Raw genomic sequence first — 23,599 nt, 5'->3', positions numbered from 1 at the left:
GGCGTGTGGGGGGGGAGGGATGGGGGTGCAAATCGAGGGGCTTATTTTTTTTTCTGGCGTGGGGGGTTGTGGGGACCAAACACCGAGGGGCTCCCCCGGCCCCCCACCTGCCTCCTAGGCGGCGAGGGCGACGCGCCTGGGTGCCCGGCGGCGGCCGGAGGAGGCCTGGTTGTCGCGGCCTGCGACGGTCGCGCGGGTGTCACCGGCCGCGCGGGCGGGGCGGCTGCGGCGGCTGCGGCTCGTGGACGGGCTACGGCGGGGGCGTTCGACGGCGGGGGCGGCGATCACGGTGGGGATGCCGGTGGGGACGCGGGCGCCGGTGATGCGGGCCAGGTCCTCGTCGCCGGCGGTGACCCTGGTGGTGACGGGCGTGATGGCGGCCATGGTCATCAGGCGGGCCATCTCGCGGCGCTGGTTGGGCAGCACCAGCGTGACGACGGTGCCGGACTCGCCGGCCCGGGCGGTGCGGCCGCCCCGGTGGAGGTAGTCCTTGTGGTCTGCCGGCGGGTCCAGGTTGACGACGAGGTCGAGGCCGTCGACGTGGATGCCCCGGGCGGCGACGTTGGTGGCGATCAGCGCGGTCACCTGGCCGGTGCGGAACTGCTCCAGGGTGCGGGTGCGCTGGGGCTGGGACTTTCCGCCGTGCAGGGCCGCGGCCTTGACCCCGTTGGCGAGCAGGTCCTTCACCAGCGCGTCGGCGCCGTGCTTGGTGTCGATGAACATGATCACCCCGCCGTCGCGGGAGGCGATGTGGGCGATCGTGGCGTTCTTGTCGTAGTTCTGCACGTGCAGCACGTGGTGCTCCATGGTGCTGACCGCTCCCGCGGACGGGTCCACCGAGTGGGTGACCGGGTCCTTGAGGAAGCGCCGCACCAGGCGGTCGACGTTGCGGTCCAGGGTGGCGGAGAACAGCATCGTCTGGCCGCCTTCGGCGACCTGGTCGAGGAGCTCGGTGACCTGCGGCAGGAAGCCCATGTCGGCCATCTGGTCGGCCTCGTCGAGTACCGTGATGCCGACGCCGTCCAGCTGGCAGTCGCCGCGCTGGATCAGGTCCTTGAGCCGGCCGGGGGTGGCCACCACGACCTCCGCCCCGCGGTTGAGCGCTTGGGCCTGGCGGCCGATCGACATCCCGCCCACCACGGCCGCCATTCGCAGCCGTACCGCGTGCGCGAACGGGGTGAGGGCGTCGGTGACCTGTTGGGCGAGCTCGCGGGTGGGGACCAGCACCAGGGCCAGCGGGCGGCGCGGCTCCGCGCGCCGGCCGGCGGTGCGGGCCAGCACGGCGAGGCCGAACGCGATGGTCTTGCCGGAGCCCGTCCGGCCACGTCCGAGGACGTCACGTCCGGCCAGCGAGTTCGGCAGTGTCGCGGCCTGGATCGGGAACGGGGTGGTGACGCCCTGGCGGGTCAGCACCGACAGCAGCGCCTTGGGCATGGCCAGCTCGTCGAACGCTTCGACGGCCGGGAGCGCCGGGGTGGTGCTCACCGGCATCGCGAACTCGCCCTGCGGAGAGACACCCTGGCGGCCGCTACGGCCGCGGGCGGGCCGGTCTCCGTAGAAGGAGCTGCCGCCGGAGCGGGAGGAGGCCGAGGAGCGGGAGTTGGCGTTCTGGTACGAGGAGCGACTGGAGCGGTTCATGTGAGACCTTCCTGGGGCGGCACGTCGCGAGGAAGCTCCGCAGCGCGAGGCGCCGGCAGGAGGCCGCAAGGAACGGGCCGAAAGTGTGGGGCGGGGCGTGGACGGTGGAACCGTGCGGCACGTCACCTACGGTCGGCGCTCGCCGCGGAGGGCGGGAGCGGAGAACCGCGAACCGCGGGGGTGTCACGGCAGGGCGGCGATCCGGACGCGACGCTGTGCGTCTCGCGTGGGGATATGGCCGCCGGTGGCGGAGCCAGGGGCCGGAAACAGCCGGGGAAGCGCGTCGCGGCGCAATGCCGAGGGGCCCGCACCGGGCATCATGTACGCGGTGCGGGCCCCTCGCTACCAGGCGGGTGCCGTGGCAGAAAAACTACAGCGGACGAATGTTCTCGGCCTGCGGGCCCTTCTGGCCCTGCGTGACGTCGAACTCGACCTTCTGGCCCTCGAGCAGCTCACGGAAGCCGTTGGCGTTGATGTTCGAGTAGTGGGCGAAGACGTCAGCGCCGCCACCGTCCTGCTCGATGAAGCCGAAGCCCTTTTCCGCGTTGAACCACTTCACAGTGCCATTAGCCATAAAGAAATCTCCTTCAAGGGGCTGTCCGAAGCCCGCACAGCGCGCGCTCCGAGTCGCCGCGATGAGCACCCACCCGGGGAAGAGCCGGGAAACAAAAATGCACCTGCGAAACATCAGCAGGCGCACACAAAGTTCATGGGAACCACTACTGCAACTAAAACGACTCTAGCAGGCCCGGGCCCGTCACGGGTGGATATTTCCCCCCACGTCTCCGGGAGCCTTCCCCCGGGGCCGTCGGCCGCGAGGCGGCAGGGCCATCAACATGCATGGAGAGCAGCCTGGTTGAGCGCTCACCCGCACTCCTTCGGCGCCGACCGCTCACCTTCCCCGGGGAGGGCGAGTCGCGCGGGTGCGGAGTGCCTGCCCCGGCCGCGACAGACCCGTGAAAGCGACGCGCCACGCCGACCGGCGCCATCCGGGGCGCGCTGGACGGCTTGCGTGAAATTCCTGTCGTAGCTCCGAAATCGAGTGCGTCGAAAGGTCCCGCTCCCGCGATTCTCGGCGCATACTGCAGGGAATGAGGAAATCTGCAGCAGTCCGCCGTGTCCTGCCCACCAGCCCCTTCAAGGCCCGGATCGAAGCACCGCGCAAGCACTTCGCCGTCGGCGACCGCGTCACCCACGACACGTACGGCCTCGGCCGGGCCATCGGCGTCGAAGACGACAGCGACATCGCGGTACTCGTCGACTTCGGATCGCGGCGGGAACGCATCACCCAGCCCTACACCGCGATGTTCAAACTCTGACCCAGGACGCGCGCGGTTCTCCGCCGAGTGCGCCGCGCACCTCTGCGGTACGCCCCACCAGAGTGGCGAGTCCCTGCCACGCCTGGCGTCCGGCTTCGCCGGCGACGCTGCCCTCGGGTGCCGTGAGGGCGGCGGCGGTGGTCGGATCCAACGCGGTGCTCCTTCTTCCATCGGTGTCGTTCGATCAGGCCGTAGGGAGAACCCGCCGGGGAGGCACGGGTTTCTCCTGGCCGGGCTCGCGAATCGCGTACGCCCTCCACCGCGGCGTCATCCTTCCTTGCGGGCCCTAGGGTTGGTCCCATGTCTGAGGAGACGCGCAACAGCGTGGACGGGCGGGCGGAGACTGTCGTCCAGGCCAGGAGCATCGGGGAGTTGCACTTCCATCAGCGGGATGGCGGCCCCGAGCGATCGGTGCCGTTCCAACTGCCGCCGGTGACCGTGCCGTTCGAGAACCGTCTGGCCGAGCAGGATCGCGTCGTCCGGGCGGTGGCGGAGCACACCGGGGACGCCGGTCCGCTGCTCGTGGCGCTGACCGGGATCGGTGGGATCGGCAAGACGGCCCTCGGATACCAGTTGGCGCGCCGGTTCGCCGACCGCTTCCCGGACGGGGTGCTGCACGTCGATCTCGACGATCTGCGCCGGGAGGGCGTGGTGGACGTCGCGGACGCCGTCGGCGGCATGCTGACGGCGCTGGGGGTTCCGCCCGAGTGGCTGGAGCGCAGCGCCGCCGGACGTTCGAAGCAGTACTGGTCGCGGACCCGGGACAAACGGCTCGTCGTCCTCGTCGACAACGCGCGGTTCGGCAGCGAGGTCCGGGCGTTCCTGCCGGCCTCGGGTCGGAGCCTGGTGATCCTCGCGAGCCATTCGCCGCTGTACGACCTCGACGGGACGGCCGCGGTGGAGGTGGCCGTCGGCCCGTTGTCCCTGGACGACGCGGTCCGCCTGCTCGGGAACATCGTGGAGGACCCGCGGCTGCAGGCCGAGCCGGATGCCGCCGCGGAACTGGCCCGGGGCTGCGGAGGCCTTCCCGCCGCGTTGCAGGTGGCCGGGCAGTGGGTGCGCAAGTACCGCCGACGGAGCCTGTCCCGGCTGGTCGAGGAGCTGTCGGCCGAGCTGCACGGGAAGGGGATCCCCATGGTCGAGGCCGTCTGGGACGCCGCGTACGAAGGACTGGCGCCGGCCGCCGCGCGGCTCTACCGGCTGCTGCCGCAGCATCCCGGGCCCGCCCTCGGGGAGTTGCCGGCGGCCGCTCTGCTCGGGGTGGCCCCTGGCCGGGCCGCGGACGCGCTGGAGGAGCTGGAGGCCGCCGGCCTGTTGGAGTACCGGCTGGACGGGTACCGCATGCACGACCTCCTGCGCGGCCACGCCGAACGCCGGGCCCGGCAGAGCGATCCGGACGGTACGGCCGGGGCGGCTGCCCGGTCGTCCGTCGTCAGGTGGTACCGGAGGCAGGCGGCCCGCGCGGACCTCGCGGCGGCCGGCCGGCGGATGACCTTCGCGCCACCGGTGGACCCGGTCGGCCCGGAGGTGGCCGATGTGGACTTCCCGGACGCGGCGGCGGCCTACCGGTGGCTGGAGTCGGCGCGGCTCGCCCTGTTCGGGTGCGTGCGGACCGCGGTCGAGGACGGGCACCACGAGGACGCCTGGGCACTCTGCGAACCGCTGTGGACCCACTTCCTCGATCATCCGCACTACGCGGACGTGATCGACGCCTTCCGGCTCGGGGTCGCCGCCGCGGATCAGGGCGAGTTCCTTCCGGCCATGGTCCGGATGCGGTGCCAGCTGGCCCGACCGCTGTGGGAGCAGGGGTTCCACGAGGAGGCGGCCCGGCACGTCGATCACGCGCGGCGGGCCTCGCTGCTGTTGGACGGGACGCTTCCCGACCGGGCGCAGGAGCGCAGACTGCAGGCGTCGGTCGTGGAGTTCAGCGGTCTGCTGAAGTCCTCGAACGGTGACCTGGCCGGGGCCGCCGCCGACTTCGAGGCGTCCCGGGCGGTGCACGCGGAGATCGGGAACGCGTACGGGGTGCTCCTGCAGACCTACCTGCTCGGCCGGACCGCCCTGGCCGGTGGAGACCTCGACGGCGCGGTTCGGTTGCTGGACCAGAGCCATCGCATGGCGCGGGACCAGGAACGGGGCCGGATGACGTCGCGGTCGGGCTTCGAACTCGGGCGGGCGTTGCGGCTGTCGGGGCGCACCCAGGAGGCGGAGGCCTTGGTCCGGGCCGCCTTGGACGGGGCCCGCGAGCGGCGCTCGGGCACCGACGAGGTCCGGGTGCTGGAGGAACTGGCGGCCCTGGCGGAGGGCCGGGGCGACCTCGCCGAGGCCGAGCAGCACCGGGCTGCCGCCCGGCAGCTCCGGGACGGCGGCTGAGGGCGGGTCGGGTGGTCGGAGCTCGTGGTCAGAGTTCGTGGTCGAGGTCTTCGGGGGCGGCAGGGCACACCTGGACGCGTACGGTGAGCGGCCCCGTTCCGCAGGTGAGGACGACCGGGACAGCGGACGCGACGGCGGCGGGCGTCGCGGCGCAGAGCCAGGCGTGCACCGCCGAGACCGCCGCCACCGGATCGATGCGTGACATCCGGCCCCCGGCCCGGTGGGGCTCCACCCGGATGCTGAGGAGCCCGTGCACGCGGTGTCTGAGGAGGCACCGCTCGGCGGACAGGACCGCGGCGGCCGTACGGCAGAGCGGCGCCTCCGCCAGGACGTCGGCCGTCCAGCCGGCAGCGGTCCAGGCGGTGGAGGCCCGTCGGGGCTCGGCCGGTCCCGCCGCGGTGGCCGTCCGGGCACACCGCCACAGCACGGCCGCGCTCTGCACCGCTCGCGGTCCGGCCGTCGGATGCTCGGCCGCGAGGTGGTGCACCGCGCGTGGGGTCTGCGGGGGGAGGCGCTCCACGCTGATCCGGAGGCCGTCCAGCTCCGTTCGGACGGCGTGGGCCGCCGGACGGTGGTTCACGCCGTCCGGGGCGGGGAAGGCCTGGGCTTCCGGAGCCGCGGCGACCGGGCTCAGGCCGAGCATCCGGTAGAGGCTTCGCTGCAGTAGCGGCAGGGCCTCGCCCTGCCGCGCGAAGGCGGCATCGGCGACGGGACGCGGGTCCGCCCCGGCGGCCTCCGGAAGGAGTTCCTCCAGTTGCCGGGCCTCGGCGAGCCGGGGAGCCAGGGCGAGCAGTCGCGCCATGGGGCTCCCCGGGAGCAACTCGTCGCCGCCGTCGTACGCGTTCACGACCGGACGTCCGAGTGCGGCCGCGTACAGGGCGGTCGATCCGTGATCAGTGACGACGGTGTCCGCCGCGACCAGGAGCGCGGCCCACTCCTCGTACGGTCGGGACAGCACCAGCCCCGCGGCCAAGGCCGGGGCCAGCCGGCGGGACAGGTCGAACGCGCCGGTCCGGCTGTACTCGTTCGGGTGCAGCACCAGGGCGACCTGGAAGGCGTCCTGGGGCAGCAGGGCGACGAGTTCGCCGGGCAGCCCGGGGCGTCGGGACAGGAGGGATTCCGGCCCCCAGGTGGAGGTGAGCACGACCAGCCGTCGCGGTCCCGTCCCCAGGGCGTCGCGGTAGTGCGCGCGGAGGCCGGTGGAGGCCAGGAGCCGGTCGAGGGTGGGATCCCCGACCACGCTGGCCCGGGCCGCCACGGAGGGGCAGTGGCGGGTCAGAAGGGCGACCTGGTCGTCATGGGCGAGGGCGTGCAGGTCGGCCCAGGGGGTGCCGCCCGGCAGCAGGTAGGCGGGATCCATGCCCGACGGCACGCCCGGTGAACCGTCGTCGCGGACGGCCTTGTTGAAACCGGCCCCGTGCGGGAGCAGGACCCGGGGGCCGGCGAGTTCGTGTAGCTCACCCTTGGGGCTCGCGGCCAGCACCAGGTCGTGGTCGGTGCGGAGGGCCTCCTCCCACGGCACGGTCCGGGCACCGGACCGGTCGAGTGCGGCGAGGGCCTCGACCCCGAAGTCGGAACCCGGGGCGAGCGTGAAGCGGGTGGTGATGCGCGGATCCCCGACGAATACCGGCAGCACGTCCAGGAGCCGGTGGAGTGCCCCCGCGGAACGCACCGGGATCAGGACCGTCCGCTGCCCGCTGTCCGCTGCCCGCTGCCCGCTGCCCGCTGCCCGCTGCCCGCTGCCCGCTGCCCGCTGCCCGCTGCCCGCTGCCCGAAAATCTCCCATTATGTCAGCTTGAAAGGAGGTGACACAAGAGTGTGGAGGGGTGGCGGACTCGACTCGGTGGGCCTCGTGTGGCATGGCCCGATCGTATCGATCGAAGCATCCTCATTCCGAGGGTCCTTCCAGCGACGTGACCTCGTCGGCTCGTCGCGCACCGGAGGTTGTGGTCGCCGAGGCTCTGGAAATCGGTGCAAGGGAAAGGGGCCGCCACGCTCCGTGAGGAACGTGACGACCCCGATGGTGGCCCGTGCGGAGCTGTTTAGAGGTCGTAGTACAGCTCGAACTCGTGCGGGTGGGGCCGGAGGGCGATCGGGGCGATCTCGTTGGTGCGCTTGAAGTCGATCCAGGTCTCGATCAGGTCCGGGGTGAAGACGTTGCCGGCCAGGAGGTACTCGTGGTCGGCCTCGAGGGCCTCCAGGACGGCGGGGAGGGAGGAGGGCACCTGGGGGACGTTGGCGTGCTCCTCCGGGGCGAGCTCGTAAAGGTCCTTGTCGACCGGCTCCAGCGGCTCGATCTTGTTGCGGATGCCGTCGAGGCCGGCCATCAGCATGGCGGAGAAGGCCAGGTACGGGTTGGAGGACGGGTCCGGGGCGCGGAACTCGATGCGCTTGGCCTTGGCGTTGGAGCCGGTGATCGGGATGCGGATCGCGGCCGAGCGGTTGCGCTGGGAGTAGACCAGGTTGACGGGCGCCTCGAAGCCGGGGACCAGGCGGTGGTAGGAGTTCACCGACGGGTTGGTGAAGGCCAGCAGCGAGGGGGCGTGCCGGAGCAGGCCGCCGATGTAGTAGCGGGCGGTGTCGGAGAGTCCGGCGTAGCCCTGCTCGTCGTAGAAGAGCGGGGAGCCGTCGGTCCACAGCGACTGGTGGACGTGCATGCCCGAGCCGTTGTCGCCGAAGATCGGCTTCGGCATGAAGGTGGCCGTCTTGCCGTTCCGCCAGGCGACGTTCTTGATGATGTACTTGAACAGCATCAGGTCGTCGGCCGCGTGCAGCAGGGTGTTGAACTTGTAGTTGATCTCCGCCTGGCCGGCGGTGCCGACCTCGTGGTGCTGGCGCTCGACCTCCAGGCCGGACTTGGCCAGCTCCAGGGACATCTCGGCGCGCAGGTCGGCGAAGTGGTCGACCGGCGGGGTGGGGAAGTAGCCGCCCTTGTACTTGACCTTGTAGCCGCGCACGTCGCCCTCGGCGGCGCCGCTGTTCCAGGCGCCGGCCTCCGAGTCGATGTGGTAGAACGACGCGTTGGCGCTGGTGTCGAAGCGCACCGAGTCGAAGACGTAGAACTCGGCCTCGGGCCCGAAGAACGCGGTGTCGGCGATGCCGGAGGAGGCGAGGTAGGCCTCGGCCTTCTTGGCGACGTTGCGCGGGTCGCGGCTGTAGGCCTCGCCGGTGACCGGGTCCTGGATGAAGAAGTTGATGTTGAGGTGCTTCTCGGCCCGGAAGGGGTCGAGGCGTGCGGTGGCGAGGTCCGGGACCAGGGCCATGTCGGACTCGTGGATGGCCTGGAAGCCGCGGATCGACGAACCGTCGAACATCAGGGTCTCGGACGGATCGAAGGTCGCCGCGGGTACGGAGAAGTGCTGCATGACGCCCGGCAGGTCACAGAATCGGACATCGACGAACTTCACGTCGTTGTCCTGGATGAACTGCTTCACTTCGGCGGCGTTGTTGAACATCCATCCTCCTCGGCTCGCGAATTGGGGCTCACCCTAGGAATGGGTCGTTTCCAGTCGGTGACCCGCTCGTTTCCTAGATGTTAACCGCGACCGCCGAATGGGCGGCAAAGGCCTACGGGACAGGGCAAATCGCCCCGCGGACCTGGGGGTCCTCCGAGAAATGGTCTGGACCACAGGTAAGCCCGGTGAGTGGGATTCACCCGGTCGTGGAGCCGGCCCGGTCCCACCCGGTCCCGGCCCGGTCCCGGCGCCGCTCCCGGGACCGGGACCGCGCCCCGCCGGGAGGGGAGCCGGTGCCGGTGCGCGGCGTGAGCCCGGTTAGTGTGGATTCGTGGACACCAGAGAAGCGTTGGGATCGTGGATCGACGGCCCCAAGGCGGCCGCCGAGAAGATGGGCGCCGACTTCGGCTACCGCGGCGAGCGCCTCGGACTGCCCAAGGAGGGCCCCGGCTCGATCGCCGGCCCCGGCCGACGGATCGGCGCCCTGTTCGTGGACGGCTGGCTGGTCTCGCTGATCTCCTTCGGCCTGCTCGCCAAGGGCGACACGGCCGAGGCCAACCTGTGGACCCTCCCGCTCTTCTTCCTGGTCGCGGTCCTGCTGCTCTCCACGACCGGCACGACCCTCGGCAAGCGGCTGTTCGGCCTGCGGGTGATCCGCCTGGACGGGCGCCGCGCCACCATCCCGCAGGTCCTGCTGCGGACCGTGCTGTTGTGCCTGGTGGTGCCGCCGCTGGTCTGGGACCGCGACACCCGGGGCCTGCACGACAAGGCCGTCGGCACCGTCGAGGTCCGGATCTAGCAGAGGTCCGGATCGAGCGGAGGTCCGGATCCAGCGGAGGCCCGGCCCAGCGGGGGCCGGCCCCAGCGGAGGCCCCGAGGGCCCAGGAGGCCCGGACCCCCGAAAGCCGGCAGGAACCCAGGAAACGTCGAACGGCCCCGCCCCGGAGGTTCCGGGGCGGGGCCGTTCCGCGTTGTCAGCGGAGGGGGAGGGTCAGCGGGCCTGGCCGCCCTTGGGCATCCGGGCGCCCTTGGGCATCGGGCCCTTGGGGATCGGCGCCTTGGAGAGCAGGTCGCCCAGCGCGCGCAGGCGGTCGTTGGTCTCGGTGACCTGGGCGGCGGTGATCGCGCGGGGCAGCCGCATCAGGTGGATCTGCAGCTTCTTGAGCGGGATCTCGCCCTCGCCGGTGCCCACCACGATGTCGTGCACCGGGATGTCACCGACCACGCGGGCCATCTTCTTCTTCTCGGAGGCCAGCAGCTGGCGCACCCGGTTGGGGTTGCCCTCGCCGATCAGCGCGATGCCGGCCCGGCCGACGGCGCGGTAGACCGCGTCCTGGTTGCGGGTGACCGCGACCGGGGTGGAGTTGGAGCTCCAGCCGCGCCGGATGTTGTTCAGCACCGCGGCCACCGCGCCCGGCTGCCCCTCCATCTGCCCGAACGCGGCGCGTTCGGCCCGGCGCCCGAAGACGATCGCCATGGCCAGGACGGCCACGATGAAGCCCAGGATGCCCAGATAGATGGGGTGGTCGATCGCGAAGCCGATGGCGAGGAACACGCCGAAGGTCAGCAGGCCGACGCCGGCGATGATCAGGCCGATCTTGGTGTCGACCTTCTTGGTCATGGTGTACGCCAGACGGATCTGCTTCAGCCGTCCGGGGTTCTCGGATGTTTCCCTCGCCATAACGCTCATGGTACGTGGCACGGGTACGGGAACTCCAAGCCCGGGTACCCGTTCGCCCGAACCGTGACCCGTCCGCCCGCACACCGTCGCGCACAGCGACGGCGGGTCTCGTCGCGCGCGGCGGAACGGCGGGTCCCGTCGCACAGGGCGACGGCGGACCTCACCCTCCCGCGGAGCGCGCCCCCGTCGGACCGGCCGCCCCGCCCGCCGGGCCGTCGTGCCGGCGGTCCGCCGCGTGCCGGCGGTCCTCGCAGACCGCCGCCCAGGCGTTGCGCCGGGCGTGCCGCTGGCCGGGGGCCAGCAGGACGCTCTCGGCGAACCGCAGCGCCGCCCCCACCGACCGGATCCGCATCCGCATGCCGAACAGCTCCTCTCGTGGCTGAGAAGAATCGAACGCCTACCAGGCGTCCATCGTCCCCACCCCGTGTTACCAGCCCGTGACCAGGCAGTCAAAGCGCGGTGAAACCCGGAAGGGCGGAGCCGCGGCTCCGCCCTTCCAATGGCTCAAACAGCTCGAACGGCCCGGGGCCGACGGCGAGGTCAGACCGTGGCCTGCGCGCGCTTCTCCAGCGCCTGCCGGTACAGCCGCCCGGCCCGGTACGAGGAGCGCACCAGCGGGCCCGACATGACACCGGCGAAGCCCAGCTCCTCGGCCTCCTCCTGGAGCTCGACGAACTCCTGGGGCTTGACCCAGCGCTCCACCGGGTGGTGGCGCAGCGAGGGCCGCAGGTACTGGGTGATGGTGATCAGCTCGCAGCCGGCCCCGACCAGGTCGGCCAGCGCCTGGCTGACCTCCTCGCGGGTCTCGCCCATGCCCAGGATCAGGTTGGACTTGGTGACCAGTCCGGCGGCGCGGGCCTGGGTGATGACGTCCAGGGAGCGCTCGTAGCGGAAGGCCGGGCGGATCCGCTTGAAGATGCGCGGCACGGTCTCGACGTTGTGGGCGAGCACCTCGGGGCGGGAGGAGAAGACCTCGGCCAGCTGCTCGGGCACCGCGTTGAAGTCGGGGATGAGCAGCTCGACGCCGGTGCGGCCGGTCGCGCGCTCGGCGGTCATCGCGTGCACCTGGCGTACGGTCTCGGCGTACAGCCAGGCGCCGCCGTCCGCCAGGTCGTCGCGGGCGACGCCGGTGATGGTGGCGTAGTTGAGGTCCATGGTGACGATGGACTCGGCGACCCGGCGGGGCTCGTCGCGGTCGAACTCGGCGGGCTTGCCGGTGTCGATCTGGCAGAAGTCGCAGCGGCGGGTGCACTGGTCACCGCCGATGAGGAAGGTCGCCTCGCGGTCCTCCCAGCACTCGAAGATGTTGGGACAGCCGGCCTCCTGGCAGACCGTGTGCAGTCCCTCCTTCTTCACCAGCGACTGGAGGGCGTTGTACTCCGGGCCCATCTTCGCGCGGGTCTTGATCCACTCGGGCTTCCGCTCGATGGGGGTCTCGCTGTTGCGGACCTCCAGGCGGAGCAGCTTCCTGCCGTCGGGCGCGACAGCGGACACGTGCGACTCCTAGAACTAGACGGGGTACCCCCAGGGTACGCCTGTGGTTGTGCGGCCTTCGCCGGGCCTGCCGCCCTGCAATCGCAGGGCAACACGGCTACTGGCCAGTAGATTCCCAGTGGCTGGCGGGATTCCAGCGTGCTCCTGGAAGACGTCAGCCGGTGAGCGAGCGGCTGAGCGCGGGCTCCGGCAGTTCGGCGAAGACGTCCTTGAGGTGCCGTTCGACCGACGGCAGCGCTTCGCTCACCGGGAAGTCCCGGCCCAGCTCGCCGGCCAGCGAGGCGACGCCCGCGTCCCGGATGCCGCACGGCACGATCTTGTCGAAGTACGTCATCTCCGGATCGCAGTTGAGCGCGAAGCCGTGCATGGTCACGCCGCGGGCGACCCGCACGCCGATCGCGGCGAGCTTGCGGTCGCCGCCGCGCTGCCCGGCGTTGGACGGCGCGTACTCGGGCCCGGCCAGCCGAGGGTCGATGCCCAGGGGCAGGCCCATCCGCAGGGTCAGCTTGCCGATGTCGACCACCTCGGCCGGGTCCACCACGGCGTCCGGGAGGTTCTCGCCGAGCACCCAGACCCCGCTGCGGCCCTCGACCCGGGTGGTCCCGATGCCGAAGTCGGCGGCGGCGCGGATCAGCGCCTCCTCCAGCCGGCGGACGTAGGCGATCACGTCGATCGGGTCGGGCAGCTTGACGATCGGGTAGCCGACCAGCTGGCCGGGGCCGTGCCAGGTGATCTCGCCGCCCCGGTTGACCTCGACCACCGGGGTGCCGTCCAGCGGCAGGTCGGCGGGGTTGGTGCGCTTGCCCATGGTGTAGACGGGCGGGTGCTCCAGCAGCAGCACGGTGTCGGGGATCTCGTCCGCGACCCGCAGCGCGTGCAGCCGCTGCTGTTCCTCCCACGCCTCCTCGTACGGGACGACGTGCTCGCCTATGCCCATTCGAACGAAACGTACGTTCTCGCTCACCGCTGCCGCTCCTTGCCAGGCGTTCGAGACCAACCTCGCCACTGTACGCCCACGCCCGCGTCACCCGTTCGGCCGTCCCTCCCCGCCCTCTCCGACCCCGCCCCCGGCCAGCAGTTGCAGGCGCAGCGCCAGTTGCAGCTCCAGCGACCGTTCCGGCTGGTTCCAGTCCCCGCCGAGCAGTGCCTCGACCCGGTCCAGCCGCTGGACCACCGTGTTCACGTGGACGTGCAGCTCGTCCTTGGCCCTGGTCAGGCTGCCGCCGCAGTCGAAGTAGGCGCGCAGGGTGCGGACCAGCTCGGTGCCGCGCCGGGCGTCGTAGGCGAGCAGCGGGCCGAGCGTGCCGCCGACGAAGCCGTCCACGTCGTGGCCGTCGCCGAGCAGCACCCCGAGGAAGCCGAGCGCGCCCGCCGAGGCGCCCTCCCCGGCGCGGCCGAGCACCCGCAGGGCCCGTACGCAGCGCAGGCCCTCGGCGTACGAGGCGGCCAGGGCGGCCGGGCCGGCGGCGGGGCGCCCGGCGCCGACGGTGACGGCGAAGCCCGCCAGCCGGGCCAGCCGTTCGGCGGCCCGCCGGGCGGTCTCCTCCGGGCCCTCGATGCGGCCCGGGGTGACGGGCACCAGCAGCGCGACCGCCTCGCCGTGCTCGGCGCTGAGGCCCCGGGAGCCGAACAGGTACCGCCGGGCGGCGCCGGCCAGTCGCCCCCGGTCGTCGCCGTCGCGGTCGGCGGGTTCGGCGGCCAGCGCCAGGTGCGGCCGGGCGAGGTCGACCCCGAGCCGGCGGCCGCGGGCGGTGAGCCCGGCCGGGTCGCGCTCGGGGGCGGTGAGCAGGTCGGTGAGCAGGTCGCCGCGGATCCGGTTCTCGGTCTCGGCGACCGAGCGGCGCAGCAGCAGGACCAGTGCGGTCACCACGCCGGCCCGTTCGAACAGCCGCCGGTCGGGGTCGTCCAGGTCGGGCCGGCCGCGCAGCACCAGGGTGCCGAGCACGTCGTGCCCGGCCAGCACCGCGCACACCCAGAGCCCGTCGTGCCGTACGGACCGGCCCTCGGCCCGGGAGGCGGCCACCGCGTCGGCGAGTCCGGCCGCGGCGGCGGGCGGTCCGGCCAGCGGTTCGCCCTCGGCGTCCAGGACGGTCGTCTCGCCGCCCAGCAGGTGGGCGACGGCGGCGGCCACGTCCGAGACCTCGGCGCCGCGCAGCACCAGGTCGGTCAGCCGGTCGTGGGCCCGCTCGGCGCGCTGGACGGCGGCGGAGTGGGCCCGGACCAGTTCGTTGGCGGCGTTGAGTTCGGCCAGCGCGGCCCGGGTGTCGGCCAGTGCTCCAGCGGTGTCCAGGGCGATCGCGGCGTGCGCGGCCAGGGTGCAGAGCAGTGCGACCTCGTCGGGGGAGAAGGCGCGCGGCGAGCGGTCGGCGGCGAACAGGACGCCGATGACGGCGCCGCCGAGCAGCAGCGGTACGCCGATGATCGCCACCAGGCCCTCGTCCAGTACGCCCGCGTCGATCGTGCCGGTGTGGTGGAAGCGTTCGTCGGTGCGGTAGTCGGGGGTGGCGTAGGGGCGGGCGGTCTGGGCGACCAGCCCGCCCAGGCCGTCGCCGAGGCTGAGTCGCAGGGTCTGGAACAGGACGGAGACGGAGCCGTCGGTGACCCGCATGTAGGTGTCGCCGGCGGCCTCGTCCGGCAGGGTGAGGTACGCGGTGTCGGTGCCGAGCAGCATCCGGGCCCGGCGGACGATGGCTTGCAGCACGGTGTCCAGGTCCCGGGAGGCGGCGAGGTCCCCGGCGGTGTCGAACAGTGCCGTCAACTCGGCTTCCCGGCGACGGTGTTGACGCAGGGTGCGGTGCACCCGCAGGGCCTGCCAGGTGGCGTCGTCGATTTCGGCGAGGACGCCGGCCGGCGCCCCGCGACGGCGGGCGTCGGCCAGCACCTCGGCGAAGTCCTCGGTGGCGGAGCCGGAGGCGAGCAGGTCGAGCAGCCGTCGCAGCGCGGGCGCGGCGCTCTCGTCCGGGCGGGTCATCCGGGGTGGTTCATGGTGCGGGCCGCCAATCGGCGTCGGTTCCGTCGTGCCGAGGAATCGCGATGCTATCGGCTCGGGGTTCAGGCCACGGCGGGCTTTCCGACCGCCGCACCGTCCGTCGACGGCTCCTCCGCGACCTCCGTCAGGTCCTGCCCCCTGGTCTCCCGCCCGCACAGCACCGCGAGCACGGTGACCGCCGCCGCGATCGCCACGTACACCGAGACGGGGGTGGCGCTGCCGTAGTCCTTGAGCAGCGCGGTCGCGATCAGCGGTGCCGGCGCGCCGGCCGCCACCGAGGCGAACTGGGCGCCGATCGAGGCCCCCGAGTAGCGCAGCCGGGTCGCGAACAGCTCGGAGAAGAAGGCCGCCTGCGGGGCGTACATCGCGCTGTGGAACACCAGGCCGACCGTCACCGCGACGACCAGCTGCCCGAACGAGCGGGTGTCCACCAGTCCGAAGAAGACGAACGCCCAGACCCCGACCCCGGCCGCGCCCACCAGGTAGACCGGCCTGCGCCCGACCCGGTCGGACAGCGCCCCGAACAGCGGGATCAGCGTGAACTGGATCGCGGAGCCGATCAGTACGGCGTTCAGCGCGCTCTGCTTGTCGAAGTGTGCGTGGGTGACGGCGTACGTCAGTACAAAGGTGGTCGTCACGTAGTACGAGATGTTCTCCGCCATCCGCGCACCCATGGCCACCAGCACCTCCCGCCAGTGGTTGCGCAACACCCCGACCAGCGGCGCCTGTTCGGTCTCGGGCCGGTTCGCGACCGCCTGCCGGAACAGCGGCGACTCCTCCACCGCCAGCCGGATCCACATCCCGACGCCGACCAGCACCGCCGACAGCAGGAACGGCACCCGCCACCCCCAGGCCAGGAACGCGCTCTCCGGCTGCACCGCCGTCATCAGCGACAGCACGCCCGCCGCCAGCAGGTTCCCGGCCGGCGCCCCGCCCTGCGGCCACGACGCCCAGAACCCCCGCCGCCGCCGGTCCCCGTGCTCCGACACCAGCAGCACCGCCCCGCCCCACTCGCCGCCGAGCGCGAAGCCCTGCACCAGCCGCAGCGCGGTCAGCAGCACCGGCGCCGCCGCCCCGATCGAGTCGTACGTCGGCAGCAGCCCGATCGCCGTGGTCGACCCGCCCATCAGCAGCAGGCTCACCACCAGCAGCTTCTTCCGGCCCACCCGGTCGCCGAAGTGACCGAACACCAGCGCTCCGACCGGCCGGGCCGCGAACCCGATCGCGTAGGTCAGGAACGACAGCAGGGTCCCGGTCAGCGGGTCGGTGTTCGGGAAGAACAGCTTCCCGAACACCAGCGCCGCGGCCGTTCCGTACAAGAAGTAGTCGTACCACTCGATCGTCGTGCCGATCAGACTCGCGGCCACCACTCGCGGGAGTGAACTGGTAGCCGCCGAACCACGTGCGGGGGCGTTCATGGTCACCACTTCCAGGTGCAGGGGTACGGGGACGATGTCGCCACAAGGTAGGGAGCCCGCGCCCGGCGGCCTATGTGGCCGACCCACACAGCCCGTCGGCGCCCTATGGCCGGTCACCCCACGGCAGTCGGGCGGCTCCGGCTCAGTGCGCCGTCCAGCCGCCGTCGATCGGCAGGCTGGCGCCGGTGATGTACGCGGCGGCGGGGGAGCAGAGCCAGAGGGCGAGTTGGGCGACCTCCTCGGGTTCGATCAGCCGCTTGACGGCGGTCCGGTCGAGCATGATCCGCTCGACCACCTCCTCCTCGGGGATGCCGTGGGCCAGCGCCTGGGCGGCGATCTGCCGCTCCACCAGCGGGGTCCGGACGTACCCGGGGTTGAGGCAGTTGCTGGTGACCCCGTACGGGGCGCCCTCCAGGGCGACGGTCTTGCTGAGGCCCTCCAGGGCGTGCTTGGCCGTGACGTACGCGGACTTGAAGGCGCTGGCGCGCAGGCCGTGGACGGAGGAGACGTTGACGATCCGGCCCCACCCCCGCTCGTACATGTGCGGGAGGGTGCGGCGCAGGATCCGGAACGGGGCCTCGACCATGACGCGTTGGATGAGGGTGAAGCGTTCGACCGGGAACTCGTGGACGGGGGCGACGTGTTGGAGGCCGGCGTTGTTGACCACCACGTCGGCGTCGGCGGGCAGGGCGTCCACGGCGGCGGGATCGGCGAGGTCGGCGACGATCGCGCGCCCGCCGATCCGGTCCGCGAGCTCCCGGGCCGGGCCGGCCGCGAGGTCGACGACGTAGACCCGGGCGCCGGCCCCGGCGAGGGCTTCGGCGCAGGCCCGGCCGATGCCCGAGGCGGCCCCGGTGACCAGGGCCGTGCGGCCGTCGAGCGGGCGGGCAGTAGAGGTGTCCATGGTCGAGAACGGTAGGAATCCGGCGGCGCCGCTCCCATGTGATGGGCCGACACAGCATCCCGGTGTGTCATGGCGTCGACCACCACCGGTGCCGGTTGACGGTTCGCCCCCGTACGGCCAAACCCATCCTGGTCCCGCTTCCCCACAATGGGCGCGCTTGCTTCACCCGTTCGGAGGATTGGTCGGTCAGATCCACCCATAGCGCCCGAATGCTCGCTACATTCACGCCGATTCCCGACAGGGGGCGCCGCCCCGGGCGAGCCGAACTGCTGGTGGAGCCCGGTGCGACGTCCGAGAGGTGTTGACTGACATGTCCCAACGGCCTGCAACCGACAGCCCGGCGTACGGACCGCTCGACCCGCTCGGCCAGCGCCGAGGCCCGGTCGGCCGGGCCCTTCCGGACGCGCCCGACGCCCTGACCGCCGACACGCTGACCGCTGATCCGCTGACCGCTGACCCGATGACCGCCGACGCCCCGACCGCCGAGGAACTGCGACTGCCCGTGCAGGCCACACCCGCCCGGCACGAAGCCACCGCCGCGCCCGCCCCCGCGACCACCAGCGGCCACGGCAGCCACACCGGCCACTCCGGCCCGACGCCGCAGAACGGCCAGCTCGCCGCCCTGATCGAGGAGGCCGGCTTCTCGCACGCGGGCCTGGCCCGCCGGGTCGACCAGCTCGGCCTGGAGCACGGCCTCGACCTGCGCTACGACAAGACCTCGGTCACCCGCTGGCTGCGCGGCCAGCAACCCCGCGGCGCCACCCCGGCGCTGATCGCCGAGGTCTTCACCCGCCGCCTCGGCCGCCGCCTCACCGCCCAGGACCTCGGTCTGGACGCCTGCGCCCCGGTCTACGCGGGCCTGGAGTTCGCCGAGACCCCGCAGGAGGCGGTGGACATCGTGGCGAGCATGTGGCGCAAGGACAACGGCCCGCAGTCCGAACTCCGCCGGATCGCCTTCACCCCGGCCGGCCTGGTCGTCCCCAGCCGGGACTGGCTGATCGGCCGCACCGACGAGCGGGTCGCCCGGGACGGCTCCACGCTGACCCGCCCGGACACCGCCACCGGTCCGCCCGGCACCGCCCCCGGCGCACCGGCGCCGAACCCGCCTGGCGCGCCCGCCGCGGGCCCGGCGCGCCCCCAGCCCACCGGCGCCCCGGGCGCCCGCAGCACCGCCGGAACCACCGGCACCGCCGCCACCATCGGCCGGGTGCCCACCCAGAGCCGCCGCCCGCCCGCCGCCGTCGAACCGCCGTACACCGACCCGACCCGGGAGGCCCGCCCCGCCCTGCGGGTCGGCCGCGGCGACATCGCCGCCATCCGCGCCGTCGGCGACCTCTTCCGCGCGCTCGACCACGCCTACGGCGGCGGCCACGCCCGCCAGGCGCTGGTCCGCTACCTGGAGAGCGAGGCCGAGCCGATGCTGCGCGGCCGCTACGGCGAGCAGATCGGCCGCGCCCTGTTCGGAGCCGTCGCCGACCTCACCAGGCTGGCCGGCTGGACGTCCTTCGACATTGCCGCGCACGGCCTCGCCCAGCGCTACTTCGTCCAGGCGCTGCGCCTCTCCCAGGCCGCCGGGGACCGCGCGCTCGGCGGCTACGTGCTGGTGACGATGAGCCAGCAGGCCGTCCACCTGGGCCACGGCCGGGAGGCTGTCCAGCTCGCCCGGGTCGCCCAGCAGGGCGTCGGCACCGCCGTCCCGCCGGTGGTCCAGTCGCTGATGCACGCCGCCGAGGCCCGCGGCCACGGCCTGCTGGGCGACGTCCGCTCCTGCACCACCGCGCTGGTCCGGGCCGAGCGGTCGCTCGCGGCCTCCCGTACCGGCGACGAACTGCCCTCCTGGGCGAGGTACTTCGACGAGGCCCAGCTCTCCGACGAGTTCGCCCACTGCTACCGCGACCTCCAGCAGTGGCGCACCTCCGCGCAGCACGCCGAGAAGTCGCTGCGGCTGCGCTCGCCCGCCTACGCGCGCAGCCGGATCTTCTGCCGGCTGGTGCTGGCCACCGCCCGGCTCGGCATGGGGGACCTCGACGAGGCCTGCACCATGGCCACCGACGCGCTGCGGGCGGCGGGGGAGATGCGCTCGGCCCGCTCGCTGGAGTACGTCCGGGACTTCCACCGCCGCCTCACCCCGTACCGGGGTAGCCAGGTGGCCCGGGCCTTCGAGGAGACGGCCCGCCAGGCGGGCGTGATCTGACGGAACCGGCCGTGCGAGGGCCGGGAGCTCACCAGCTCTCGGCCCGGACCCTCGGCCGCTCGGCGGCGGCGGCCGCCGACGCCCGCTGCCCGCCCCGCATCCGCTGCGCCACCAGCGGGAACACCAGGACGGAGAGCATCCCGGCGCCGACCAGCGCCGCCGCCGTCGAGGAGGGCAGGTGGCCGGCCTCCACCTCGATCGTGGTGATCACCACGACCAGCGGCAGCGCCGTCGACGCGTACAGCCCGAGCGCCGCACGGTCGCGCCCGCCGAGCCCGGCCGGGGCGAGCAGCCCCGCCGGCAGACCGCGCACGGCGACGAACAGCAGCAGGAACACCGGGACGAGCAGCAGCGTGCCGGGGTCGTCCAGCAGCGCGTTCAGGTCGAAGTTCATCCCGCTGACCACGAAGAAGATCGGCACCAGGAAGCCGAAGCCGATGCTCTCCAGCTTGGCCTCGATCACCTCCTCCTCGGCCCGGCGGATGTCGGAGAGCAGCAGCCGGGAGACGATCCCGGCGGTGAAGGCGCCGAGCAGCATGTCCAGGTCGAGCCAGAGCGCGGCCGCGACCATGGCGGCCAGCACCAGGATCACTGCCCGGATCGCGAACTGCCCGGAGGTGCGCAGGGTCCGCTCGATCAGCCGGGTGGCCCAGGCCGGGCGCGGCCGGCGGGCGCCGAGCACGGCGACGGCGGTGATCACCGCGAAGGCCCCGAGGATGACGGCGGTCCGGGCGGGGGAGTTGCCGCTGAGCAGCACGGCGATCGCGATGATCGGCCCGAACTCCCCGACCGCGCCGGTGGCCATCACCAACGAGCCGAAAGGGGTGGGCAGTTCGCCGGAGTCCCGGAGGATCGGCAGGATCGTGCCAAGCGCGGTGGTGGTGAGCACCAGTCCGGCGAAGGCGCCGTCCCACGGGTCCCGGTTGACCAGGGCGCCGACGCCGAGAGCCAGTACGAGCGAGACCAGCCACGCGGTGCCCGCCCGTTTCAGCGGGCCGCCGCGCAGCTTGGCGAAGTCGATCTCGTACCCGGCGAGGAACATCAGCATGGCCAGGCCGAACTGGGACAGCGCGTTCACCAGGTCGTCGACGTGCGCCCAGTCCAGGACGTCCGGGCCGATCAGGACGCCGAGCACGATCTCGAACACCACGGTCGGTACGGCGATCCACCGCAGCAGCCGGTCGGCGAGCAGCGGCGCGGCGACGGCTGCTGCGGGGATCAGGATCAGCGCCACCGGCTGGGCGGAGGCGCTCACCGGGCGGCCGTCCGGGCGACGGCGGTCGCTCGGACGGCACGCTGCGCCCGAATCATCCGATGAACGGTCAGAACGGTCATGCCGGGCATCCTGGCACGCCGTCGGTCTGTCACCCCGGCAGACCGCTGGCGTGTCCCGGCACCCGAGGCACCGCCCCCGTCACCGTTCCCGTCACCGTTCCCGTCGCCGCCCCCGCCACCCCTCGGAGGTGCCCGCACCGGTACCGCCGGGTGCTCCCCGAGCGGCTCAGGCCGCCGCCTCGGCCTCCCGCTCCCCGGCCGGCAGCCCGAGGTCGCCGAGCACCGCCCGCGCCGCCCGCCGCCCGGAGACCAGCGCGCCCTGCACGGTGCTGGTGTCCCGGTGGTCCCCGGCGACGTACAGCCCGGCCAGCAGCCGTACCGGGCGGCGGGGGTTGTGCGGCGGCGGCATCGCGGGCAGCGCGTCCGGGACGTGCCGCACGCTGAGGAACTGCCAGTCCGCCGTCGAGCTGCCGTACAGCTCGGCGAGCCGGGTGCGGACGGCCGGTTCCAGCCCGGCCGGGCCGCCCGCGTCGAAGGAGCGCCGACCGAGCACGGTGGTGGCGACCAGCGCCTGCCCGGCCGGGGCGTAGGACGGGTGCAGCTCGCTGAGCACCAGCGAGTGCGAGACCAGCGGCGGGTGTCCGTTCGGCCGGTCGGCGTCCAGCAGCAGCACGGCCTCGGTGAGCGGGGCGCGGTCGGCCGCGTGGAAGAAGGTGGTGACGGGGTGGAAGTCGGGCAGCCGCAGCCCCGGCAGCAGCTCGGCCGCGGCGCGGGCGTCGGTGGCGACCACCACGGCCTGGGCGCCGATCCGCCCGTGCGCGAGGGTCTCCACGCCGTCGGCGCCGATCGAGGTGACCTGCACCCCGGTCCGCACCGTGCCGACGGGCAGCGCGGCGGCCAGCTGGGCGGGCACGGCCGCGATCCCGTCGGCGGGCAGACAGAGCCGGCCGCGGACGTAGGAGCGCAGCACCAGGTCGGCGATCCGGCTGCTGGTGCCGAGGGCCGGGTCGCCGAGCAGGGCACTGAGCAGCGGGCGCAGGAAGCCGTCGACGGTGCGCGGGGCGAGGCCGTGGCCGGCCAGGGCGCGGGCGGCGGTGGTCTCCGGGCGGGCCTGCAACCGGGCGGCGGGGGTGGTGGCGATCCGGCCCAGCCAGCTGCCCAGGCGGGCCTTGTCCAGCGGGCTGCCGAGCGGGGCCCGGAGGGCGGCCTGCCGGGCGGCGGTGAGCTGGGGGTCCCCGGCGCGGTAGCGGCGGCCGGCGCTGTGCACGAGTACGCCGGGCGCGAGCGGGCGCAGGTCCAGGCGGTCGAGGTCGAGCGCCCGGCGTAGCTCCGGGTAGGCGGTGTTGAGCAGGTGGCTGCCGTCGTCGAGGCGGAAGCCGTCGAGCTCGCGGGTGGCCATCCGGCCGCCGATCCGGTCGGTGGTCTCCAGGACCTGGACGGTGAGGCCTTGGCCGGTGAGCGCGCGGGCGGCGGCCAGGCCCGCGAGTCCGGCGCCGACCACGACGACGTCCGGGTCGGACGGGCGGCGGGCGCGGCGGGTGAAGTCGTACGTGGGCACTGGAGTGCTCCCTCCCTGGTCCCGGGGCTCCGGCCGACGCAGGCAGCGGGGTGCCGGGACACGGTCCGTGGAAGGTGATGCCCAGTCGGTGTGGGCATCAGACCGGTGCCGTGGACCGGATGCGGGGGTCGGGAGGGGTCGTGCGGCGCCGGGCGGGGGCGCGGTCACGGACAGTGCGCCGTGGCGGCCGGGATGCCGGGTCGGCGGGCGCGCACGGTCACCGGGGGCGTGCGACGCGCCCGTTGTGTGCTCCCGTGCGCCCCCTCCCGGAGCCCCGTCCGACCCCGCCCGGCATATGCCCCTGGCCAGGGTGAATGCCGTAGCGGGCCTACGCAGAACGAGGGGTCACAACGCCGCCCGCACCGCCGAGTCCAGATCCGGATGCGCGAACCGGAAGCCCGCGTCCAACAACCGCCGCGGCACCACCCGGTGGCTCCCGACCACCTCGACCGCCAGCTCCCCGAGCACCGCCTTCAACACCGCCTCCGGCACCGGGAACGGCGTCGGCCGCCCCAGCGCCCGTCCGAGCGCCGCGGTCAGCTCGGCATTGGTGGCCGGCTCCGGCGCGGTGAGGTTGAAGGCGCCGGAGAGATCCTCCCGGTCGATCAGGAACCGCAGCGCGGCCACCTCGTCGGTCAGCGAGATGTAGCTCCAGTACTGCCGGCCGCTGCCGAGCCGTCCGCCCAGGCCCAGCTTGAACAGGGGGAACAGCCGCCCGCCGGCGCCGCCCGCGGTGGACAGCACCATCCCGGTGCGCGGGTGGACGACCCGGATCCCGGCCCGCTCGGCGGGCCGTGCGGCCGCCTCCCACTCCAGGCACACCTCGGCCAGGAAGTCGTCCCCGGCGGGGGAGTCCTCGTCGATCACCCGGTCGCCGGTCTGCCCGTACCAGCCGACCGCGGAGGCGCTGACCAGCACCCGCGGCGGCTGCGCCAGTTCCGCCAGCGCCACCGCCAGCGTCTCGGTGCCGTACACCCGGCTCTCCCGGATCTCCCGCTTGTAGGAGTCCGTCCAGCGGCGGTCGCCGACCCCGGCGCCGGCCAGGTGCACCGCGGCGTCGATTCCGGCGAGCCCGTCCCGGTCGACCTCGCCGAGCAGCGGGTTCCAGCCGATGGCGGTGCTCCCGTCGGGCTGCGGTCCCGTCCTGGAGCGGTGCCGGACCAGCCGGACCACCTCGTGGCCGTCCGCCAGCAGGGAGCGGACGAGGGCCGAACCGATCAATCCCGTGGAGCCCGTGACAGCGATGCGCATGGGCCCATCCTCGCAGGCCTTATCGCCTGTCACCTTTCGCACGCGCCCCA

General features: G+C 73.3%; 18 protein-coding genes. 4 read left to right on the top strand and 14 right to left on the bottom strand.

From position 1 onward, the window contains the following. Positions 1 to 114 precede the first annotated feature (114 nt). Positions 115 to 1,638 (bottom strand): DEAD/DEAH box helicase, encoded by a 1,524-nt coding sequence (locus ACZ58X_RS22125; RefSeq protein WP_470335307.1) that lies wholly within the window; start codon positions 1,636 to 1,638, stop codon positions 115 to 117. A gap of 370 nt (positions 1,639 to 2,008) precedes the next feature. Then, positions 2,009 to 2,212, bottom strand: a complete 204-nt coding sequence (locus tag ACZ58X_RS22120; protein ID WP_099897249.1) for a cold-shock protein — start codon at positions 2,210 to 2,212, stop codon at positions 2,009 to 2,011. Positions 2,213 to 2,729: 517 nt separating this feature from the next. On the opposite strand from ACZ58X_RS22120, the gene ACZ58X_RS22115 reads away from it, so the two are divergent. Both ACZ58X_RS22115 and ACZ58X_RS22110 read left to right on the top strand, forming a co-directional pair. Further along, a complete protein-coding gene (locus ACZ58X_RS22115) occupies positions 2,730 to 2,957 on the top strand; it encodes a hypothetical protein (protein WP_470335306.1) in 228 nt (75 codons plus the stop codon). A 300-nt stretch (positions 2,958 to 3,257) separates the two neighbouring features. Then, complete coding sequence (locus ACZ58X_RS22110) at positions 3,258 to 5,330, top strand: hypothetical protein (RefSeq protein WP_470335305.1); 2,073 nt, start codon at positions 3,258 to 3,260, stop codon at positions 5,328 to 5,330. Positions 5,331 to 5,358: 28 nt separating this feature from the next. Here the strand turns inward: ACZ58X_RS22110 and ACZ58X_RS22105 are convergent, their stop codons facing one another. Then, on the bottom strand, positions 5,359 to 7,002 hold the full coding sequence (locus ACZ58X_RS22105) for a translation initiation factor 2 (protein WP_470335304.1): 1,644 nt from the start codon (positions 7,000 to 7,002) through the stop codon (positions 5,359 to 5,361). A gap of 370 nt (positions 7,003 to 7,372) precedes the next feature. Continuing rightward, entirely contained in the window at positions 7,373 to 8,785 is a 1,413-nt protein-coding gene (gene glnA / locus ACZ58X_RS22100; RefSeq protein ID WP_470335303.1) for a type I glutamate--ammonia ligase, read from the bottom strand. Between the two features lie 331 nt (positions 8,786 to 9,116). Here glnA and ACZ58X_RS22095 point away from each other — a divergent pair, with 331 nt between their 5' ends. Continuing rightward, complete coding sequence (locus ACZ58X_RS22095) at positions 9,117 to 9,584, top strand: RDD family protein (protein ID WP_470335302.1); 468 nt, start codon at positions 9,117 to 9,119, stop codon at positions 9,582 to 9,584. A 192-nt stretch (positions 9,585 to 9,776) separates the two neighbouring features. On the opposite strand, the gene ACZ58X_RS22090 is transcribed toward ACZ58X_RS22095, so the two are convergent. From ACZ58X_RS22090 to ACZ58X_RS22060, 7 genes are all read right to left on the bottom strand, one after another. Beyond that, positions 9,777 to 10,466 (bottom strand): DUF4191 domain-containing protein, encoded by a 690-nt coding sequence (locus tag ACZ58X_RS22090; RefSeq protein ID WP_470335301.1) that lies wholly within the window; start codon positions 10,464 to 10,466, stop codon positions 9,777 to 9,779. Between the two features lie 160 nt (positions 10,467 to 10,626). Continuing rightward, positions 10,627 to 10,824, bottom strand: a complete 198-nt coding sequence (locus tag ACZ58X_RS22085; protein ID WP_470335300.1) for an SCO2195 family GlnR-regulated protein — start codon at positions 10,822 to 10,824, stop codon at positions 10,627 to 10,629. A 182-nt stretch (positions 10,825 to 11,006) separates the two neighbouring features. Further along, positions 11,007 to 11,960: a lipoyl synthase gene (gene lipA, locus ACZ58X_RS22080; RefSeq protein WP_470335299.1), complete on the bottom strand. Its 954-nt coding sequence runs from the start codon at positions 11,958 to 11,960 to the stop codon at positions 11,007 to 11,009. A gap of 154 nt (positions 11,961 to 12,114) precedes the next feature. Further along, the gene (lipB, locus tag ACZ58X_RS22075) at positions 12,115 to 12,897 is read right to left on the bottom strand and encodes a lipoyl(octanoyl) transferase LipB (RefSeq protein WP_470335315.1); all 783 of its coding nucleotides are present in this window, start codon (positions 12,895 to 12,897) and stop codon (positions 12,115 to 12,117) included. Between the two features lie 87 nt (positions 12,898 to 12,984). Next, on the bottom strand, positions 12,985 to 14,931 hold the full coding sequence (locus tag ACZ58X_RS22070) for a helix-turn-helix domain-containing protein (protein WP_470335298.1): 1,947 nt from the start codon (positions 14,929 to 14,931) through the stop codon (positions 12,985 to 12,987). An 80-nt stretch (positions 14,932 to 15,011) separates the two neighbouring features. Further along, positions 15,012 to 16,367, bottom strand: coding sequence for an MFS transporter (locus ACZ58X_RS22065; RefSeq protein WP_470335297.1), 1,356 nt, complete (start codon positions 16,365 to 16,367; stop codon positions 15,012 to 15,014). Positions 16,368 to 16,509: 142 nt separating this feature from the next. Next, complete coding sequence (locus ACZ58X_RS22060) at positions 16,510 to 17,271, bottom strand: 3-hydroxybutyrate dehydrogenase (RefSeq protein WP_470335296.1); 762 nt, start codon at positions 17,269 to 17,271, stop codon at positions 16,510 to 16,512. Positions 17,272 to 17,581: 310 nt separating this feature from the next. On the opposite strand from ACZ58X_RS22060, the gene ACZ58X_RS22055 reads away from it, so the two are divergent. Then, positions 17,582 to 19,465 carry a regulator gene (locus ACZ58X_RS22055; RefSeq protein WP_470335295.1) on the top strand — a complete coding sequence of 628 codons (1,884 nt, stop codon included), beginning with the start codon at positions 17,582 to 17,584 and terminating at the stop codon, positions 19,463 to 19,465. 28 nt (positions 19,466 to 19,493) lie between these two features. Here the strand turns inward: ACZ58X_RS22055 and ACZ58X_RS22050 are convergent, their stop codons facing one another. The 3 genes from ACZ58X_RS22050 to ACZ58X_RS22040 form a co-directional block, all read right to left on the bottom strand. Beyond that, the gene (locus ACZ58X_RS22050; protein WP_470335294.1) at positions 19,494 to 20,720 is read right to left on the bottom strand and encodes a cation:proton antiporter; all 1,227 of its coding nucleotides are present in this window, start codon (positions 20,718 to 20,720) and stop codon (positions 19,494 to 19,496) included. Between the two features lie 246 nt (positions 20,721 to 20,966). After that, the gene (locus tag ACZ58X_RS22045; protein WP_470335293.1) at positions 20,967 to 22,298 is read right to left on the bottom strand and encodes an NAD(P)/FAD-dependent oxidoreductase; all 1,332 of its coding nucleotides are present in this window, start codon (positions 22,296 to 22,298) and stop codon (positions 20,967 to 20,969) included. 345 nt (positions 22,299 to 22,643) lie between these two features. Further along, the gene (locus ACZ58X_RS22040) at positions 22,644 to 23,549 is read right to left on the bottom strand and encodes a TIGR01777 family oxidoreductase (RefSeq protein ID WP_470335292.1); all 906 of its coding nucleotides are present in this window, start codon (positions 23,547 to 23,549) and stop codon (positions 22,644 to 22,646) included. Positions 23,550 to 23,599: the final 50 nt, after the last annotated feature.

The organism is Kitasatospora sp. NPDC040550, assembly GCF_055594965.1.
The sequence above is the reverse complement of the archived record's forward strand: the minus strand, read 5'-3'. Positions and strand labels throughout refer to the sequence as shown.

Bases quoted from the DNA above. Each gene is read 5' to 3' on its own strand.
- ACZ58X_RS22040 (WP_470335292.1), bottom strand. From the start codon at position 23,549: ATGCGCATCGCTGTCACGGGCTCCACGGGATTGATCGGTTCGGCCCTC.
- ACZ58X_RS22115 (WP_470335306.1), top strand. From the start codon at position 2,730: ATGAGGAAATCTGCAGCAGTCCGCCGTGTCCTGCCCACCAGCCCCTTC.
- ACZ58X_RS22120 (WP_099897249.1), bottom strand. From the start codon at position 2,212: ATGGCTAATGGCACTGTGAAGTGGTTCAACGCGGAAAAGGGCTTCGGC.
- glnA (WP_470335303.1), bottom strand. From the start codon at position 8,785: ATGTTCAACAACGCCGCCGAAGTGAAGCAGTTCATCCAGGACAACGAC.
- ACZ58X_RS22110 (WP_470335305.1), top strand. From the start codon at position 3,258: ATGTCTGAGGAGACGCGCAACAGCGTGGACGGGCGGGCGGAGACTGTC.
- ACZ58X_RS22060 (WP_470335296.1), bottom strand. From the start codon at position 17,271: ATGGACACCTCTACTGCCCGCCCGCTCGACGGCCGCACGGCCCTGGTC.
- ACZ58X_RS22125 (WP_470335307.1), bottom strand. From the start codon at position 1,638: ATGAACCGCTCCAGTCGCTCCTCGTACCAGAACGCCAACTCCCGCTCC.
- ACZ58X_RS22055 (WP_470335295.1), top strand. From the start codon at position 17,582: ATGTCCCAACGGCCTGCAACCGACAGCCCGGCGTACGGACCGCTCGAC.
- ACZ58X_RS22070 (WP_470335298.1), bottom strand. From the start codon at position 14,931: ATGACCCGCCCGGACGAGAGCGCCGCGCCCGCGCTGCGACGGCTGCTC.
- ACZ58X_RS22065 (WP_470335297.1), bottom strand. From the start codon at position 16,367: ATGAACGCCCCCGCACGTGGTTCGGCGGCTACCAGTTCACTCCCGCGA.
- ACZ58X_RS22090 (WP_470335301.1), bottom strand. From the start codon at position 10,466: ATGGCGAGGGAAACATCCGAGAACCCCGGACGGCTGAAGCAGATCCGT.
- lipB (WP_470335315.1), bottom strand. From the start codon at position 12,897: ATGGGCATAGGCGAGCACGTCGTCCCGTACGAGGAGGCGTGGGAGGAA.
- ACZ58X_RS22085 (WP_470335300.1), bottom strand. From the start codon at position 10,824: ATGCGGATGCGGATCCGGTCGGTGGGGGCGGCGCTGCGGTTCGCCGAG.